Raw genomic sequence first — 17000 nt, forward strand, 5'->3', positions numbered from 1 at the left:
ATGCTGCAATCATAACCGTATATCGGAACTGTAACATTCCGACTCAATCCCTCTCCAAAATTAAGAACTCGCACCACTAAACCAAGGTATGCACGTCCTTGCTGAGCAGTGGCATTTGCAAAAACGCCTAAATCCTATAAAATAAGAAAATAAAGTATAGCAAATAGAGGTGCCAATCCAATTTTGAGAGAAATTACGGTAGACGAATTATTTACAGCAAAAAATCCAGTCGTGATCGATGTCCGTTCACCAATAGAATTTAAAGAAGGCGCCATTCCCGGTGCTATGAATGTTCCGCTTTTCACGGATGAGGAGCGGGCAAGAATCGGGACCCTATACAAAAAAGAAGGTTCTGATGCAGCCAAGTGGCTCGCAATGGAAATTGTGTCACCTAAAATCCCTGAAATGCTTAAGACCATCCGTGAACATGCCGGCTCAACCGGAATGCCTGTCGTCCAATGCTGGCGGGGCGGGATGCGGAGCAAGGCGGTTGCGTCCTTCCTCGAATTTTCCGGACTAACGGCGAGAAGGCTTCAGGGTGGCTATAAGGCGTACAGGCAATATATTTTGAAAAGAATACCCGAACTGCTTCCGGAAAAATCGGTTGTCATCCACGGCATGACAGGCACCGGCAAGACGGTCGTGCTGCATATCCTTGAGCAAAAAGGCTATCCCGTTGTCGACCTTGAACGAATGGCCGGGCACAGGGGATCAATATTCGGCGCCATCGGCCTTGGGGAAGGCAATTCACAAAAAACGTTCGACGCGCTTCTTTTTGAAAGGCTTGCCGAATTGAACAAACCGCCTTATACAATCATGGAAGCAGAAAGCAAAAGAATCGGGCGAATTGTCCAGCCAGATGAATTAATGGATGTAAAAACAACCGGGGTCCATATCCAGATCCATTTGCCGATTGAAGTCCGGATCAGCCATATCGAAGAGGAATATATTACTCCCTACAGGGACGAGCCATGGTATCACGCCAAAGTGAAGGAAGCATTGGACCGCATCATGAAGCGAATCAAGTCGCATGAAACGAAAGCAATGCTTGAAGAGTTCCTTACCGCCAAAGACTACACCGGGATGATCAGGATTTTGCTCGAATTCTATTACGACCCTATGTATGAACATAAACAGCTTGAATACTCCGGTGAATTCAAAGACATTTTCGCGGAAACCTTTGAGGACGCAGCGTCCCAAATCGAAGACTATTTGAAGGAATTGTCACTGGGCCCGGTGTCGGTTAATTCAGGCAGAGGGTGACGTATAGGTAAAAAGCATCCTTTGGGATGCTTTTTTTTGCTTGCCAAATGAAGCAGGATGAATCTCCTAAGCTTCACAAAATTTAAACAGCCGCGGCATGAAGCCGGCGGCTGAGTCCAATTGGCGATGTTAGGTTTTAAGTTGCATTACTTTTTGAAAGGCCTGAGTCCCCTTCGCTGAATTTCATCTTTCAGGATCTTAATCCATTCTTTCTCCGTTCCAGACTTCATTGCATCACGATACGAAACGACAAGCTGCTCATTGCTCATAATTTTCATTGGTTTGTAATGCCCTCCTTGGAAACGTAGATTGAATATTCAGTTTCCAATATTGTAAAGCTTAATCTTAGTTTTGGGAAGTCTTTTTTGAAAAATAAATAAAAACAGTACAAAAGGATGGGCAATGCTACTTAATTACTAATCGGTTGCTAACTTTTCTTATTCAAAGAATTTTCTGAGAGGTTTCGGACAAATCTTTCCCGTGGTAAAGAATGAATGCCACCCTTTAGGAAAGAGGTAGAGAGAGATGATAAAAAACTACGGGTATTTTGAGTTCCGTTACGGCAGCGATCACTATAAAAATTTGCAATTTATTCGAAAAGACCATATTTGCGATACCTCCTATATGACGTTCAAGAATACACTGAACGGAGAAGTTTTTACTTTTGAAGCCGATAAGATTACGGAACTTCGATTCAAACAGATACTGGATTTTGCATTGGCCCGGTTTACTGAACCCCTTGCGGATACCGCCCCGCATTCATTATACTGATGACATATACTTTTAAGGGGGGCCATAAAATGCAGCATTTGAATTGGCAGGAAAAAGAAACGATTAAAAAAGTAAAATGCGTTCACGCCAATGCAAAAAAATACATTGTAAACAATGTTCTAACACCCGGCACGGTCTATGACGTCAAAAATGAAACAGATGAATTTTACTTCGTTGTTGACAACACCGGTAAAGTTGGCGGGTATTACAAGGAATATTTTCAGGAAAGTTAAAAAATTGCCGCCGCCAAACCGGCGGCTTTTTGCATTTAAAGTGGGGGAGTACTGAAAAATGGATTTTAGCTGTGCAGGATTGATTGTAGGGCAAAATGTTATTCTTGAGCCAATGGAAGACAGTCATTGCGATTCTCTGTGGGAGGCAGGGAAGCCCACGGAGATATGGGCGTACATGGCAACTAAAATATACACCAAATTGGAGATGGAGCAGGCAGTCGAAACAGCTTTGGCGGAGAAAAAGAAAGGCACCCAGTTCCCTTTCATCATCCGCAGAAAAACGGATGGGAAAATAATTGGCAGCACAAGATACCTTGATATTTCGCCGCAAAACAGGAGCCTTGAAATCGGCTGGACGTGGCTGAATCCTTCCGCATGGAGGACGTCTGTAAATACAGAGTGCAAATATTTGCTTTTAAAAACAGCATTCGAGGAACTGGGGTTCAACAGGGTGCAGCTTAAAACAGATGGCAGGAACCTCGTTTCACAAAAGGCAATTGAACGGATTGGAGCAACAAAGGAAGGCGTCCTAAGGCAGGAGAGGAAACTTCAGGATGGGTATTTGAGAGACACGGTTGTTTATAGCATCCTTGCTTCCGAGTGGCCATTGGTAAAAGCGGGTTTGATGAAAAAGCTTCATGAGAGCGGACAACGATAAGATTTTTATTGAATAGGAAGAATGTGGTTAATTATGGTATATGTATTTGTAGGAATCGGTGGGGCGATCGGCAGTATCTTCCGTTATCTCCTGTCATTCCTCCATACCCCGGAGACAGTAATTCCATATGGGACGCTAGCGGCTAACCTGTCCGGTTCTTTTTTGCTGGGATGGTTCACCGCAAAGTCCACCATTTTCAAAAAGCTCCATCCACAATTGGCCTTGGCTTTTTCTACAGGGCTTCTAGGTTCATACACAACATTTTCAACTTTTTGCCTGGAAATAGTTAAGTACATTGAAGCTGGCCAATACTTATACACACTTGCTTATTTAGTGATCAGCCTGGCTGGCGGAATTCTTCTCGCCTGGTTTGGATATAAGTCTGCTTTGGTGAAATTGGGGGGCGTCGAAGGATGAAACTTCTCCTGATTGCCGCCGGTGGATTTTTCGGGGCGGTCTGCCGGTTGTTTTTATCACGAAGACTGAATAAGGCTGAGGGAATTCCTATTGGGACACTGCTTGCGAATTTTATCGGCTGCCTGCTGCTTGGGTTTTTAGCGGGGAAGGCGGCCAGCGGCAACATGTTCGCACTTTTCGGTATAGGCTTTACCGGCGCGCTTACCACGTTCTCCACGTTCATGATTGAACTTGTAAAAGAGCCTATTATGCATTCCAGGCTAAAGTATCTTGCTGTTAGTATGGCTGGCGGAATTGTATTGATTTATATTGGCCTCCTTATTGGCGAACTGCTTTAAAAGAAGTATCGTATTCCGGTGCTTCTTTTTTATTTTACAAGGAAAATGAAACCAATTCGTGGCTCAGTCGTCTTAGGTGTAAGCGGAAACGGGGTGATGGCAGGTTGAACAGAATGGATGGCAATAAAAAGATAAATCGAAACGATAAAGATGTGTGGTTTGAGGAAATCATGGACCAATATGGCGACCGGTTGACCAAGCTTTGCTATAACTATACAAAAGATTGGAATCTGGCGGAGGATGTTGTCCAGGAAGTCTTTATTTCCTGCTATAAAGAATATGAAAACCTTGATCGTATTGTATCCTTCCAAGCCTGGATATTCAGGATAACCATTAACAGATGCAAGGATTTGCTGAAAAGTTCATTTTTCAAACGAGTTTTAATTAATTCAAGTTTACTTGCTATGGCAAAAACACCGGAACCAACACCGGAAATGGCGACCCTGCAGACTAGTGAAGAAGCGCTGTTGTCTGAATGTGTTATGGCGCTTCCCATCAAATATAGGGAAGTAATAACACTCTATTATTATGAGGAATTATCGGTTGAGGAAATAAGCGTGATTTTGAAGATGAATGGAAACACGATAAAAACCAGGCTGAATAGGGCAAGGCAGAAATTAAAAGTGCTGCTGGAAAGGAGGAGGTGAAATGGAGAAGGGACTAAGAAACTTGCGAAAAGCGATGAACTCTTCCACCCACAAAGGAATCCACTTTACAGAAATACAAAAGGAGAAAATCAGGAACTCACTTCACCAGGAAATGAAAAGTGCCAAAATTAAACAGTCGCTCCGGCCATACTTAATTACAGCTTTGGCGGCCTCCTTGTTTTTCCTGCTTTTTTATAAGGATATCTATAATTCTTTTTTAAGCGGTCCAAACCAAGGGGCAGAGGAAATCATTCGGGACAGCATTACGAAGCCTGAAATCCATATGGTAGAGGACGGGAGCAATACCTTCGTCATTGAGTATGGTTCCGACAATATGGATAGGGGAAACCATGATTTTCAATCAATTGATGGACTACGGAAAACAGTTATAGAACGAACAAAGGAATTTCAAAGGGGAACGATTGTTTACTATAGGTATCCAGGTGACAATATTTCCCTTAACCCACCAGACTTTTACATGGGAAGGGTAGTAGGGCTTCCTGGTGAGACAGTAGAAATCATTGACGGCCAGGTATATATAAACAGCAAGAAATTAGAGGCCTTTTACGCAAAGAAAAGAAGGGCAGGCCATGACATGGAAGCCTATCTTGCCAAGGATCTTCCAAACTCTACTATCACGGAAAAAGATTTTAAGGAAAATATGCCCCGAATCAAAATTCCGGATTCGGCCGTCTTTGTTCTGAGCGATGACTGGTTTAGAGGGACTGATAGCAGAAACTTCGGCCCATTGAATGTTTCGGCTATTGAAGGCAAGGTACTGGGCTATTTAAAAGAAGATTAAAACAAGGAAGAGCGAAATGTCCTTAAACTAATCGATGCTAAGAGGATTTTACAGGATGTATCCAACCATTTAATTGAAGTTCCATTTACCGGGCCAGGTGAAGGGGAAGAGGATTATGGAGATAAACACGACCAATACTTTAAAGCCTCAAAACATTGGAAGGAAGCCATAGCTTAATAATTGAATAAATATTAATAACCGCCCACTTTCTGATGAATGCATGAGCAAAAATGCATCCATCAAACGTGTTTTACTTGGGAAGGCTTCGTTTTAATTTTAAAACGAGGCTTTTTTAATTTCAGCATTAAAACTTTATTTAGATTAAAAAATAGTTATGAACATGAAATTTCCAAAGAAAAAATTCTTGCAAAATAACAATATCCTCGTTAAAATAAACAACATAACTTTATCTCGTTAAAGGATTAGAGAATTAGAGAATTAAAGAATCGGAGGAGAAATCATCATGAAAAAAGCATTGAGAATTTTGCTTATAATTGGAGTGGCTTTAATGGCGACAGCCTGCGGGGCAAAGCCAGATATTCCGGAAGCAGCAGATAAAGCCTCTCAAAAAGACGCTTCAAACGGAAACACGTTGGAGGAAATAAAGAAGAAGGGTGAGATAACAATTGCCGTGGATGATACGTTTCCCCCGATGAATTACCGAAACGACAAAAATGAGTTGGTCGGCTTTGATGTTGATCTGGCTAAGGCTGTTTCCGAGGAACTGGGAGTAAAGGTTAATTTCATCCCGACAGCTTGGGACGGAATCCTTCCCGGCCTTGACGCCAAGCGCTATGACATCATAATGTCCTCAATGGGTATCACTGATGAACGGAAGCAAAAAGTGGATTTCGTCGAATACTTGAGGCTGGGCCAGATTCTGGCAGTTCAGAGCGGCAACCCGCTGAAAATCCAGACTAAAGAGGATTTATCAGGCAAAATCGTCGGCGTCCAAATGGGCTCGACAAGTGAAAGCGCGGCAAAAGAGATTGCTGGGGTAAAAGAATTGAAATCATATAATGGCTACACGGATGTCTTTAATGACCTGGCGCTCGGACGTGTTGAAGGCGTCATTGTGGCTGAGGCAGTAGGGAGATATTACAAAACGCTGAAGCCAGAAGTTTTCGATGTTACTGGAGATCCCTTTTTGAAAATGCCAGTTGGAATCGCGGTCCGAAAAGAAGATGATTCTCTTGAAAAAGCATTGAATGATGCTGTCCAAAAATTACAAGAGAATGGCACCTTCTCGGAAATCAGCAACAAATGGTTTGGTGAGGATGTAACCAAACAGTAGATCCAAGGATGAAGGAGAGATAAAACAGAATGGATTATTTCACATTTACGATGACGTATCTCCCCTATTTGCTGAAAGGGGCCCTTGTGACAATTGAAATCGCGGTTATCGGGATTGCAGCGGGCAGTATAATCGGCTTGATCCTGGGGCTCGGAAGGGTATCGAAGGTTAAGTTTTTTTCAAAACTAAGCGGGTTATACGTTTGGGCCGTCCGCGGAACTCCCTTGCTGTTGCAATTATTTGTTATCCATTTCGCGATTCCTTCAATGTTCAGCGCGCTGACAATGCCGCCGTTTGTCTCGGCCTGCATCGCGCTGTCGCTGAACGCCGGCGCCTATATCGCGGAAATTGCCCGTGGCGCAATCCAATCCATTGACAAAGGGCAGATGGAAGCCGCGAGATCACTCGGGTTAAATTATCGCCAGGCAATGAAGCATGTCGTTATCCCCCAGGCTTTCCGGCGAATGTTGCCGCCGCTTGGGAATGAATTCATCGCCTTAATCAAGGAGTCATCTTTGGTTTCAACTATCGCGCTCTATGATCTTCTCCGGACCGGTCAGCAAATCATCAGCAGCACATACCGCTATATGGAGATTTTTATCATGGTAGGAGCGATCTATTTATTGCTTACAACTTTAATGACAGCTTTGGTTGGAAAAATTGAACGGCGTGTAAGTGTGTACGAATGACAGCCGCCCCACGAAATGGCATTTGCCAAAGTGGCGACAGATAGGGTAATTTTAAATGATAATGGGTTTTTGTTTTTGTATCATAAGCCCCCCGGGTCAACTCATTCGGCATGAGTACCCAAGTTATTATTTGGGAGGAAAAATAATGGCAGCTGTAAAAGCAGAACTGGCAACTATGATCAAGGAAAAAGTTGAACAATTGTACCCGAGGCTGGTTGAGATGAGAAGACAGCTACATATGTATCCAGAATTAAGCAACCAGGAATTCAAAACCACCAGGCAAATTAAAAAATGGCTTGAGGAAAGCGGGATAAAGATAATCCCAGTGAGCCTTCCAACCGGCACTGCAGCTGAGATTCAGGGAAGGGAAACAGGCCAGACGGTAGCAATCCGTGCGGATATCGATGCGTTGCCAATCCAGGAGGAGTCCGGTCTTCCGTTCCGTTCGAAAATAGACGGGATCAGCCATATGTGCGGACATGATGTCCACACCACGATTGCCCTTGGAGCTGCTATGGTCCTTCAGGAATTGGCGGACAAACTTCCCGGTACTGTCAGAATCCTTTTCCAGCCGGCTGAGGAAGCAGAAGGCGGCGCGGAAGGCATGATTAAGGAAGGATTGCTTGAAGGGGTAAAGTCAATTATCGGCTTGCATAACAGCCCGGAACTGCCAACAGGAACCGTTGGGGTTAAAGAAGGATTTTTAATGGCAAGTGTCGATGATTTTTGGATAACCATTAAGGGTAAAGGCGGGCATGCGGCCCTTCCGGAAAAAACAATCGACCCGATAGTCATCGGCAGCGCGATTGTTGGGCAGCTGCAAACAATCGCCAGCAGGACAATTTCCGCGAAGGAATCCGCGGTCGTGACGGTTGGTTCGTTCCAGGCGGGGGCGACCAATAATGTCATTCCTGATACAGCCATGCTGAAAGGAACAGTGCGTACTTCAAATGAGCAGGTAAGGCAAAAAATTGCAAACTCATTTAAACAGGTTGTGTCCAATACAGCCACTGCGCTTGGCGGTGAGGCTGTAATCGATTACCAGTTCCTTTTGCCTGCTGTCTTCAATGACGGGGAAGTGACCAGGATTGTCCGCAAGGTTTCGGAAACGGTAGTAGGCAGGGAACAGACGGTTGACGCGGAGCCATCAATGGGAGGAGAAGATTTTTCTTTTTATCAGCAGGAAGTCCCTGGCTGTTATGTCTGGCTCGGATCAGGCAATGAAGAAAAAGGGATTAGGGAAATGTGGCACCACCCGAAATTCATGGTTGATGAAGACGCAATGAAAATCGGCGTCCAATTGATGGTCCAATCCGCAATCGCACTTTTGGAAAACTAAAAAAACCTTCCCGGATGATACTCTCCGGGAAGGTTTTATTATTTTTGAAGAGAAACTTTCACTTCTGTTTTTGGCGATTGATAAAGCCGTCTACTAATCAGCGTTTGAATGATTAGGAACGTACCGCCGACTGTCCAATAAAGTGGAAGGGCTGCAGGGGCTTTCAAGGAAAACATTACGATCATAATGGGCGATAGGAGCCCCATGAACTTCATTTGTTCCTGCTGCTGGGCAGGCATGCTTGATTGGGATACCCTGAATTGCAGGTAATAGATAAGTCCGGCGATCAAGGTAATTCCAATATTAGGGCTTCCCAGGCTGAACCAAAGGAAGTTATGGGATGCTATTTCCGCTGAATTTCGGATCGCATAGTAAAAACCGGTAAGGATCGGCATTTGGATCAGGATGGGCAGGCATCCCATATTTAAAGGATTGACGCCATGCTTTTGATACAGCGCGAAGGTCTGGCTCTGCAGTTCCTTTTGCTTCGCAGGATCCTTTTCGGCCTTGATTTTCTTTTGCAAAGCGTCAAGTTCCGGCTTCAGGCTGTCCATCTTGCTTTTCATGGCCAGTTGTTTTTTATACTGCCCGAGCATAAGCGGCATAAGGGCCAGCCTGATAATTAAGGTAATAAGGATTATCGCGAGTCCGTAGTTCCCTCCGAACAGTTCTCCAAAATAATGGATGGCTGAACCGAATGGATGGACGAAAAAGCGTGTGAAAAAGCCTGTGTCGCCATTTGAAGAAGATGAGCAACCAGCCAAGGCCATAACTGCAATTAAAAGAATTGTTGACAATAAAAGACTATTTTTCCGTTTCATATTTCCTCCTGGAGTAGTTAATTTGGGTTAACTGGCAGGGAGGAAATGCGCGTCTTCCGAGTCATCATGTGAACCGTATTTAATTCGTATATATTTACCTATCCATACAAGGATGGAATTAACGTTCTGGCTTAAGTTCTTATCCTGGATCGTCGTAAGATTCAACGCGGATAAGCCGGTCTCCTGTTTTTCAATCTCAGCGAAGGATATCTCCGTTCCCATATCAATGAGAAGCTTTAGAGCAATCCCAAGATAGATACCGGTATAGAGCGCTGTCCAGGCATTCATGTCATACAGTTCCGCAAGCAAGTCTATCATGGAATCACCTCCTTCTTGCAGATGATAAAAGTATAAAGCAGAACCGGAAAACAAGCAATGTGAATGAATGGAAAAATTTGTACAGCAAGCAGGCTGCCAAGGAAAAAAGAAGCTGGAAATCAGCTTCTTTAGGCACTTTGTTTCATGTTGTTTTCCAGCGGCAATAGGAGGTTAGCTGATACCAGCCGCTTCCTGACACCGATTCCGATGGATGCAGCAAGCACTGCTTTTATGACGCCAACCGGTAAGAAGGGATAAAAACCACCTTTCAGCGCCGTGGTCCATTCAAAGCCCGCTGATAATTTCAGCCACACAGTTCCGAAGGCAAGTGTAACAATCATACCTATTATGTTGGCAACTATCGCATTTTTAACAGTAAAAGAAGTCTTTTCCATGTACCAGCCAATCAGGAAGGCCGTAGGGATAAAGCCGACAAGGTAGCCGCCGGTTGGTCCGAATAAAGGAGAAATACCGGATTTCATTTCAGCAAAAACAGGTAAGCCAACAGCACCCAGAGCGAGGTAAACGAGAATCGACAGCGTTCCATAGCGAGAGCCCAGGATTGTCGCGGCAAGCCCGATCGCCAAGGTTTGCCCCGTGATAGGCACAAGAGGCAATGGAATGATCATCTGTGCGAGTACTCCAGTTATTGCTGCAAATAAAGCAGCGAGTATCATTCTTCTTAATCGTAATTGTTCATTTGTCATCATATTATCCCCCCTTCGTTGTGTTAACCAGCTTTATGTATAGGTTGACACTGAATAATTTATAACGGGAAAAGGGGAGTTGTCAACATTTAATACTATACCCAATACGTGATGGTATCGAGAATTCCAATCATAATAAGGAAAATGCCCGCTGTTTTTTGTACGTAAAAGCCGATTTTTCTGCTTTTCCGAAGAAGGGCTCCATCAATTCCAAGGAACGAGATAATCAGTAAAAAGACGATCAGAGGAAGGGAGGTGCCGATTGCAAAAATTGGCGGCAGGAAGGCGCCATAAGATGTACTTAAGACAATTGGCATCAATGTTATAAAAAACAGAATGAACATCGTCGGACAGAATGAAATTGAAAAGGCCGCTCCCATCAGGAAAGAGCCCCATTTACCTCCTGACCGGACGACGGGGACAAAAGATAATAATTTATTAAGGAAACCCAGCTTAAACACGCCAGCCAAAAACAGGCCGAGGAGGATGATGAAAGGGCCGATTGCTTTCCTCGATGCGGCGAAGAAAGTTATCAGTGTATCCTGGAACTCCCGGCCTATCGACCAGACGGACAACCCAAGCAAGGAGAATACAATAATTTTCCCAAGTATAAAAAATACCGCATTTGCAACCTGTCCGGTCTCCTGGACGCTCTTATTTCCATAAAAAGTGATGGCGCTGATATTGCCTGTCAGTTGGCATGGCGCCAAGGCCCCGACGATTCCAAGCAGAAAGGCGGCAAGAATTGGCAACTGCCCGGATGAGTTCAGCATCGACAAAAAAGGGGTGCTCAGGAAGTTGCTGATGTCGGTAAGGACCTGGTACATAATACATTTCTCCTAACTAACGATATTCTTTTTTTAAAAATAGCACGAATTTATTGAGAAAGTGTGCAGAACATGACAGCTTACGAGATTAGTTGAACCTGTTGATGTTCAAAAAGAAAATGCTGTCGTGCTGACAGCATTTTTTAAGAGAAGGAAGGAGATTTCCATGACTTTGTAATAATCTCATAGGCTTGCTGTACTTTTTCTTCGCCAGGCGGTTCCACGTCCTTCAGCGGGTATTCATGACCAAGCGCCTCCCACTTGTAAACGCCAAGCTTATGATACGGCAGGATTTCAACCTTACGTACGTTCCCCAACATACCGATAAAGTCTCCCAATCTTCCAAGGTCTTCGACCGCATCCGTTACACTGGGGACAAGGACATGGCGAACCCAAACGGGAATATTTTTATCAGACAGGTATTTTGCAAACTCGAGAATATGGTCATTCGCCATCCCCGTAAGATTAATATGTTTTTTTCTATCAATATGCTTTAAATCAAGAAGAACAAGGTCGGTATATTCCATGAGTTCGTCAAGCTGGTCCAGGAAATGCCTCGAGCTTGAAAAACATCCGCCTGATGAGTCAATGGTTGTATGGATTCCCGCTTTCTTGCATTCCTTGAATAACTCGATCAGGAAAGGGACCTGTAGAAGAGGTTCCCCGCCGCTCACCGTTATTCCTCCGCCTGACGATTCTATGAAAGGGAGATAGGAACGGAGGTCATCCATTATTTCGGGAACGGACATCCGTCTGCCGGTTCCTATTTCCCAAGTATCGGCATTGTGGCAAAACTGGCAGCGAAGCAGGCATCCTTGTGTGAAAATGACATAGCGGATTCCTGGCCCGTCAACCGTTCCGAAGGTTTCGATTGAATGAATATTTCCGTCCATCATTATTTCTCCTTTCAATTAGAAGGGGCGGGCAGTGGCTGAGCCAGCCCCTTCATGACTTAAAGGGATTCATGGAACGTCCGGTTGATGACATCCATCTGTTGTTCCCTTGTAAGTTTAATAAAGTTCACCGCATAACCGGAAACCCGGATTGTCAGCTGCGGATAAAGTTCCGGATGTTCCATCGCATCCATCAGTGTTTCCCGGTTAAAGACGTTGACATTGAGATGGTGGCCTTCCTTGATTGCATATCCGTCGAGAATTGATACAAGATTGTTGATGCGGCTCTCGTCTTCCTTGCCCAAAGCCTTTGGCACGATCGAAAATGTATTTGAGATTCCGTCCAGAGAATATTCGTATGGAAGCTTTGCTACAGAAGAAAGGGAAGCTAGCGTTCCTTTTGTATCCCTGCCATGCATTGGGTTCGCGCCAGGGGCGAATGGTTCGCCCGCGCGGCGTCCATCAGGAGTATTGCCTGTTTTCTTTCCATAAACGACATTCGATGTGATTGTCAGCACTGACATCGTTGTCATGGAATTCCGGTATGTCTCATGTTTCCTGAGTTTGTTCATAAAAGTTTTAACAATTTCGACCGCAATGCTGTCAACACGGTCATCGTTATTCCCGTATTTCGGATAGTCGCCATTCACTTCAAAATCAACCGCCAGGCCATTTTCATCACGTATTGCTTTCACTTCTCCGTACTTAATCGCGCTTAGCGAGTCGGCGACTACACTCAAGCCCGCTATACCCGTTGCCATCGTCCTTAGAATTTCGGAATCGTGAAGCGCCATTTCAATCCGCTCGTAGCTGTATTTATCATGCATGTAATGGATGACATTCAGGGTGTTGATGTAAAGGCCAGCCAGCCATTCCATCATGTTATCAAACTTCTTCATTACTTCTTCATAGTCGAGGACATCGGAAGTGATAGGCGCGAATTCCGGTCCTGCCTGGATTTTCAGTTTTTCATCAACGCCGCCGTTGATCGCGTAAAGAAGAGCTTTAGCAAGGTTGGCGCGTGCTCCGAAGAATTGCATCTGCTTGCCGATTGCCATCGCGGATACGCAGCAGGCGATGCCGTAATCATCGCCCCATTCCGGGCGCATGATATCGTCATTTTCGTATTGGATCGAACTTGTTTGGATGGACATTTTCGCGCAATATTTTTTAAAATTGGCTGGCAGCTGAGTGGACCACAAAACAGTAAGGTTTGGCTCCGGTGCTGGCCCAAGATTATCTAAAGTATGGAGGAAGCGGTACGAACTCTTGGTAACAAGAGGGCGTCCATCAAGGGCCATGCCGCCGATCGACTCGGTTACCCAAGTCGGGTCGCCGCTGAACAATTCATTGTAGTCCGGCGTACGCGCGAATTTCACAAGTCGCAGCTTCATGACAAAATGGTCGACTAGTTCCTGTGCCTCCGTCTCTGACAGTGTGCCGTTTTGCAGGTCGCGCTCAATGTATATATCCAGGAACGTTGATACGCGGCCAAGGCTCATTGCCGCGCCATTTTGTTCCTTAATCGCAGCCAGATAGCCGAAATATAGCCATTGGAAAGCTTCTGCGGCATTGGAAGCAGGGGCGGAAATGTCATATCCATAGCTCTTTGCCAGTTCTTTCAATTCACCAAGCGCCCGGATTTGTTCGGAAAGCTCCTCGCGGTGGCGGATTGTTTGTTCGCTCATCACACTGCTGGTTGATTTTAAATCTTTCTTCTTCTCCTCGATGAGGAAGTCCACTCCATAAAGGGAAACCCTGCGATAGTCGCCAATGATGCGGCCGCGCCCATAGGCATCAGGTAGCCCGGTGATTACGCCGACTTTACGTGCGAGCATCATTTCATCAGTATAGGCATCGAATACACCTTGGTTATGCGTTTTACGGAAGTCAGTAAAGATCCGTTCAATTTCCTCATTCAATTTATACCCATATGCCTCACAGGCTGCTTTCGCCATTCGGATACCGCCGAACGGCTGCATGGAACGGTTAAACGGTTTGTCGGTCTGGAAGCCGACTACCTTTTCAAGGTCTTCGTTCAAATATCCCGGACCATGTGATGTGATTGTCGAGACGGTTTCGGTATCCATGTCCAGGACCCCGCCTTTTTCACGTTCCTGCGTTGTCAGCTCCATTACCTGAGCCCATAGTGTTTTTGTTGCATCAGTCGCTCCGGATAAAAAGGAATCGTTGCCTTCGTAAAGAGTGAAATTGTTCAGGATAAAGTCTCGGACGTTTACCTCGTTTGACCATTTTCCGGGTTTGAAGCCATTCCATTGTTCAGCTTGGGATTTTTCCTTATTGTTTTTAACCTGAGTGGCTTGTGCCATGGTTGTTCACCTCTTCAACTATTTTCAAAACTATATAACAGTTTTATTGATATCATCTTACCTCGAGTATAACAGATGTCATGTGAGGAAAATCACCCTAAAATGCCCGTAATTGTTACTATATTGTGAATCTTGGGTTTGTAGAGGATTAAGGAGGTTGTTTGATTTCTGAATTATCAAAAAGGATTAAACTGTATTAGTTCTGTTTCTCGAAATCGCAAAACTGTTATACAAGAGAAATCCTTTAAAATCAACATTATTACCATTCTGATAGTGAAAACACGCTGTTTAAAAATGGAAAACAAAAAGCTGCACGCCCCCATTGGGCATACAGCTTTTTAATTCCTAATCAACAACAATGTAGGCAATCATCGGGCCATTGTGTTCTTTATCTGGGTGGACCTCGCAGATTAGCCTGTACGTTCCTTCTTTATCAAAAGAAAGGTCCACCGCTGTTTCTTCACCTTTTTTAACCGTTCCTTTAATGGTGGTGTTTTCAATGTGAAACGGATGTTCTTTCCCATTCACACCATAAATGATTAAACGGACTTTTTCACCTTTTTCCATAAAAATCGTGCCCGGATCCCATCTGTATGCTTCGATTTTTTTCCCGCTAGGGAGCGTCGCCATGAACTCCCCAGTAACCATGTGGATTTCCCTTACAGGATTGCCGGCTGTTTCCTTAATTACAACTTTATCGCCAGCTTTTAAAAGCCACCAGCCGGCAGCAGTTACAACCGCGAAAAATGCAGCGAGAATGAGGAGCGCGGTTCCTTTTCTAATTGTTAAAAAATGCATGTTATCCCTCCCATACTTTGTCCTATTTTTAATTTATGCTGAATAGGCAGGTAAACTTGTCTATTTTTTCTGAAACTTCCTTTATAATAAAAATGGGAAGGGTTAACGGTAAACCCGGCATAACCCCCAGCATTTTTTAGCCATTCGGGAGGAGGAAGCAAAAAATGAAAGCGGAAACAAAAAACAAGGTGGTCAGGTACAGGGGTAGCGAGCTAAATACAAAAGGGTGGATACAGGAAGCCGCCCTCAGGATGTTAATGAACAATCTGGATGAGGAGGTCGCTGAAAATCCTGATGACTTGGTCGTGTACGGGGGCATTGGCAAGGCGGCGAGGAACTGGAACTGCTTTGAAGCAATAGTTTCAGCACTGAAAAAACTCGAAAGCGATGAAACACTCCTTATTCAATCAGGGAAGCCAGTCGCTGTCTTTAAGTCACACCCGGATGCTCCCAGGGTCCTAATTGCCAACTCGAATCTTGTACCGGCCTGGGCAAATTGGGACACATTCCATGAACTGGATAAAAAGGGACTAATGATGTACGGCCAAATGACCGCGGGCAGCTGGATATACATAGGAAGCCAGGGAATCGTCCAGGGAACATATGAAACATTCGCCGAGCTTGCCAGGCAGCATTTCACGGGAAGCCTGAAACATACAATTACGCTGACTGCGGGCCTCGGCGGGATGGGAGGAGCACAGCCGCTGGCGGTTACGCTGAACGGCGGGGTTTGCCTTGCGATTGATACGGATATTCACCATATCCAGCGCAGGATAGAAACGAAATATCTTGATGTTGTGGCGGAATCCCTTGAGGATGCCCTGGCGCAAGCACAGGAAGCGAAACTTCAGGGAATTGCCCTTTCTATCGGGCTTGAGGGGAACGCCGCGGAAATTTTGCCGAGAATGCTTGAGCTTGGCTTCGTTCCGGACGTGCTAACCGACCAGACATCCGCGCATGATCCGCTGAACGGCTACATTCCCGAAGGCTACTCGTTGGAAGAAGCGGCCGAGTTCCGGAAAAACGACCCGGATGGCTATGTGAAAAAGTCATGTGAAAGCATGGCTGTCCATGTTAAGGCAATGCTTGAAATGCAGAAAAAGGGAGCGACCACCTTCGATTACGGAAACAACATCAGGCAGGTCGCCAAAGACGCCGGTGTCGAAAATGCTTTCGATTTCCCAGGGTTTGTGCCGGCGTATATCAGGCCGTTGTTCTGTGAAGGGAAGGGGCCGTTCCGCTGGGTAGCGCTATCGGGCGATCCCGAAGACATATACAAGACAGACGAAGTTATCCTTCGCGAGTTTGCCGACAACGAACATCTTTGTAACTGGATCCGTATGGCAAGGGAGAAAATCCAGTTCCAGGGACTGCCTTCGAGGATTTGCTGGCTTGGTTACGGGGAAAGGGCGCGCTTCGGAAAAATTATTAATGATATGGTTGCAAGCGGAGAATTGAAAGCTCCAATCGTTATCGGCCGGGACCATCTTGATTCCGGATCGGTTGCATCGCCAAACAGAGAAACGGAAGGAATGGCGGACGGAAGCGACGCGGTTGCCGACTGGCCGATATTGAACGCGATGATCAACGCGGTTGGCGGGGCGAGCTGGGTTTCGGTCCATCACGGAGGCGGTGTCGGAATGGGATACTCGCTGCATGCCGGAATGGTCATCGTCGCCGATGGAACAAAAGAAGCTGAGCGGAGGCTAGAACGCGTCCTTACAACAGACCCGGGCATGGGCATTGTACGCCACGTAGATGCGGGATACGACTTGGCGGTGGACGCGGCGAAGAAAAATGGGCTTAACATCCCGATGCTTGATTAGCCCCTAGCGAATTGTACGGCAAGGCAACT

20 protein-coding genes are annotated in these 17000 nt (G+C 45.3%); 12 read left to right on the forward strand and 8 right to left on the reverse strand.

What is annotated here, in order from left to right:
- Positions 1–183 precede the first annotated feature (183 nt).
- Positions 184–1263 carry a tRNA 2-selenouridine(34) synthase MnmH gene (gene mnmH, locus DRW41_RS13205; protein ID WP_115452478.1) on the forward strand — a complete coding sequence of 360 codons (1080 nt, stop codon included), beginning with the start codon at positions 184–186 and terminating at the stop codon, positions 1261–1263.
- A gap of 146 nt (positions 1264–1409) precedes the next feature.
- Here mnmH and sda read toward each other — a convergent pair whose 3' ends face one another.
- Entirely contained in the window at positions 1410–1541 is a 132-nt protein-coding gene (gene sda / locus DRW41_RS13210) for a sporulation histidine kinase inhibitor Sda (protein WP_048825127.1), read from the reverse strand.
- Between the two features lie 247 nt (positions 1542–1788).
- Between sda and DRW41_RS13215 the strand changes: the two genes are divergently transcribed.
- From DRW41_RS13215 to DRW41_RS13260, 10 genes are all read left to right on the forward strand, one after another.
- Complete coding sequence (locus DRW41_RS13215) at positions 1789–2034, forward strand: hypothetical protein (protein ID WP_115452479.1); 246 nt, start codon at positions 1789–1791, stop codon at positions 2032–2034.
- A gap of 29 nt (positions 2035–2063) precedes the next feature.
- Positions 2064–2267 carry a DUF6501 family protein gene (locus DRW41_RS13220; RefSeq protein ID WP_115452480.1) on the forward strand — a complete coding sequence of 68 codons (204 nt, stop codon included), beginning with the start codon at positions 2064–2066 and terminating at the stop codon, positions 2265–2267.
- A gap of 58 nt (positions 2268–2325) precedes the next feature.
- On the forward strand, positions 2326–2925 hold the full coding sequence (locus tag DRW41_RS13225) for a GNAT family N-acetyltransferase (protein ID WP_115452481.1): 600 nt from the start codon (positions 2326–2328) through the stop codon (positions 2923–2925).
- Between the two features lie 21 nt (positions 2926–2946).
- Entirely contained in the window at positions 2947–3342 is a 396-nt protein-coding gene (gene crcB / locus DRW41_RS13230; protein WP_115452482.1) for a fluoride efflux transporter CrcB, read from the forward strand.
- Positions 3339–3680 carry a fluoride efflux transporter FluC gene (locus DRW41_RS13235; RefSeq protein ID WP_115452483.1) on the forward strand — a complete coding sequence of 114 codons (342 nt, stop codon included), beginning with the start codon at positions 3339–3341 and terminating at the stop codon, positions 3678–3680. The genes crcB and DRW41_RS13235 overlap by 4 nt, the downstream gene beginning before the upstream one ends.
- 113 nt (positions 3681–3793) lie before the next feature.
- Entirely contained in the window at positions 3794–4327 is a 534-nt protein-coding gene (locus DRW41_RS13240) for a sigma-70 family RNA polymerase sigma factor (RefSeq protein WP_115452484.1), read from the forward strand.
- Position 4328: 1 nt separating this feature from the next.
- A complete protein-coding gene (lepB, locus tag DRW41_RS13245) occupies positions 4329–5129 on the forward strand; it encodes a signal peptidase I (protein WP_115452485.1) in 801 nt (266 codons plus the stop codon).
- A gap of 463 nt (positions 5130–5592) precedes the next feature.
- Entirely contained in the window at positions 5593–6423 is an 831-nt protein-coding gene (locus DRW41_RS13250; protein ID WP_115452486.1) for an ABC transporter substrate-binding protein, read from the forward strand.
- A gap of 29 nt (positions 6424–6452) precedes the next feature.
- Positions 6453–7112: an amino acid ABC transporter permease gene (locus tag DRW41_RS13255; protein WP_115452487.1), complete on the forward strand. Its 660-nt coding sequence runs from the start codon at positions 6453–6455 to the stop codon at positions 7110–7112.
- 145 nt (positions 7113–7257) lie between these two features.
- Positions 7258–8451, forward strand: a complete 1194-nt coding sequence (locus DRW41_RS13260; RefSeq protein WP_115452488.1) for a M20 metallopeptidase family protein — start codon at positions 7258–7260, stop codon at positions 8449–8451.
- A gap of 38 nt (positions 8452–8489) precedes the next feature.
- Here DRW41_RS13260 and yidC read toward each other — a convergent pair whose 3' ends face one another.
- The 7 genes from yidC to DRW41_RS13295 form a co-directional block, all read right to left on the reverse strand.
- Positions 8490–9272 (reverse strand): membrane protein insertase YidC, encoded by a 783-nt coding sequence (yidC, locus tag DRW41_RS13265; RefSeq protein WP_115452489.1) that lies wholly within the window; start codon positions 9270–9272, stop codon positions 8490–8492.
- Positions 9273–9299: 27 nt separating this feature from the next.
- The gene (locus DRW41_RS13270; protein ID WP_115452490.1) at positions 9300–9590 is read right to left on the reverse strand and encodes a hypothetical protein; all 291 of its coding nucleotides are present in this window, start codon (positions 9588–9590) and stop codon (positions 9300–9302) included.
- A gap of 128 nt (positions 9591–9718) precedes the next feature.
- Complete coding sequence (locus DRW41_RS13275) at positions 9719–10297, reverse strand: biotin transporter BioY (RefSeq protein WP_115452584.1); 579 nt, start codon at positions 10295–10297, stop codon at positions 9719–9721.
- 95 nt (positions 10298–10392) lie between these two features.
- The gene (locus DRW41_RS13280; protein WP_115452491.1) at positions 10393–11124 is read right to left on the reverse strand and encodes an urease accessory protein UreH domain-containing protein; all 732 of its coding nucleotides are present in this window, start codon (positions 11122–11124) and stop codon (positions 10393–10395) included.
- A 143-nt stretch (positions 11125–11267) separates the two neighbouring features.
- Positions 11268–12017 (reverse strand): pyruvate formate-lyase-activating protein, encoded by a 750-nt coding sequence (gene pflA / locus DRW41_RS13285; RefSeq protein ID WP_115452492.1) that lies wholly within the window; start codon positions 12015–12017, stop codon positions 11268–11270.
- 59 nt (positions 12018–12076) lie between these two features.
- Positions 12077–14347 (reverse strand): formate C-acetyltransferase, encoded by a 2271-nt coding sequence (gene pflB, locus DRW41_RS13290; protein WP_115452493.1) that lies wholly within the window; start codon positions 14345–14347, stop codon positions 12077–12079.
- Between the two features lie 345 nt (positions 14348–14692).
- Complete coding sequence (locus DRW41_RS13295; protein ID WP_115452494.1) at positions 14693–15145, reverse strand: cupredoxin domain-containing protein; 453 nt, start codon at positions 15143–15145, stop codon at positions 14693–14695.
- Positions 15146–15309: 164 nt separating this feature from the next.
- Between DRW41_RS13295 and hutU the strand changes: the two genes are divergently transcribed.
- Entirely contained in the window at positions 15310–16971 is a 1662-nt protein-coding gene (gene hutU / locus DRW41_RS13300; RefSeq protein ID WP_115452495.1) for a urocanate hydratase, read from the forward strand.
- Positions 16972–17000: the final 29 nt, after the last annotated feature.

This window comes from Neobacillus piezotolerans (assembly GCF_003362805.1).
In the GTDB taxonomy this organism is placed as follows: Bacteria; Bacillota; Bacilli; order Bacillales; family Cytobacillaceae; genus Bacillus_D; species Bacillus_D piezotolerans.

What these genes read in the sequence shown, in the direction of transcription:
- sda (WP_048825127.1), bottom strand. Translation starts at nt 1,541, where the DNA reads ATGAAAATTATGAGCAATGAGCAGCTTGTCGTTTCGTATCGTGATGCA.
- DRW41_RS13215 (WP_115452479.1), top strand. Translation starts at nt 1,789, where the DNA reads ATGATAAAAAACTACGGGTATTTTGAGTTCCGTTACGGCAGCGATCAC.
- DRW41_RS13220 (WP_115452480.1), top strand. Translation starts at nt 2,064, where the DNA reads ATGCAGCATTTGAATTGGCAGGAAAAAGAAACGATTAAAAAAGTAAAA.
- DRW41_RS13225 (WP_115452481.1), top strand. Translation starts at nt 2,326, where the DNA reads ATGGATTTTAGCTGTGCAGGATTGATTGTAGGGCAAAATGTTATTCTT.
- crcB (WP_115452482.1), top strand. Translation starts at nt 2,947, where the DNA reads ATGTGGTTAATTATGGTATATGTATTTGTAGGAATCGGTGGGGCGATC.
- DRW41_RS13235 (WP_115452483.1), top strand. Translation starts at nt 3,339, where the DNA reads ATGAAACTTCTCCTGATTGCCGCCGGTGGATTTTTCGGGGCGGTCTGC.
- DRW41_RS13240 (WP_115452484.1), top strand. Translation starts at nt 3,794, where the DNA reads ATGGATGGCAATAAAAAGATAAATCGAAACGATAAAGATGTGTGGTTT.
- lepB (WP_115452485.1), top strand. Translation starts at nt 4,329, where the DNA reads ATGGAGAAGGGACTAAGAAACTTGCGAAAAGCGATGAACTCTTCCACC.
- DRW41_RS13250 (WP_115452486.1), top strand. Translation starts at nt 5,593, where the DNA reads ATGAAAAAAGCATTGAGAATTTTGCTTATAATTGGAGTGGCTTTAATG.
- DRW41_RS13255 (WP_115452487.1), top strand. Translation starts at nt 6,453, where the DNA reads ATGGATTATTTCACATTTACGATGACGTATCTCCCCTATTTGCTGAAA.
- DRW41_RS13260 (WP_115452488.1), top strand. Translation starts at nt 7,258, where the DNA reads ATGGCAGCTGTAAAAGCAGAACTGGCAACTATGATCAAGGAAAAAGTT.
- yidC (WP_115452489.1), bottom strand. Translation starts at nt 9,272, where the DNA reads ATGAAACGGAAAAATAGTCTTTTATTGTCAACAATTCTTTTAATTGCA.
- DRW41_RS13270 (WP_115452490.1), bottom strand. Translation starts at nt 9,590, where the DNA reads ATGATAGACTTGCTTGCGGAACTGTATGACATGAATGCCTGGACAGCG.
- DRW41_RS13275 (WP_115452584.1), bottom strand. Translation starts at nt 10,297, where the DNA reads ATGACAAATGAACAATTACGATTAAGAAGAATGATACTCGCTGCTTTA.
- DRW41_RS13280 (WP_115452491.1), bottom strand. Translation starts at nt 11,124, where the DNA reads ATGTACCAGGTCCTTACCGACATCAGCAACTTCCTGAGCACCCCTTTT.
- pflA (WP_115452492.1), bottom strand. Translation starts at nt 12,017, where the DNA reads ATGGACGGAAATATTCATTCAATCGAAACCTTCGGAACGGTTGACGGG.
- pflB (WP_115452493.1), bottom strand. Translation starts at nt 14,347, where the DNA reads ATGGCACAAGCCACTCAGGTTAAAAACAATAAGGAAAAATCCCAAGCT.
- DRW41_RS13295 (WP_115452494.1), bottom strand. Translation starts at nt 15,145, where the DNA reads ATGCATTTTTTAACAATTAGAAAAGGAACCGCGCTCCTCATTCTCGCT.
- hutU (WP_115452495.1), top strand. Translation starts at nt 15,310, where the DNA reads ATGAAAGCGGAAACAAAAAACAAGGTGGTCAGGTACAGGGGTAGCGAG.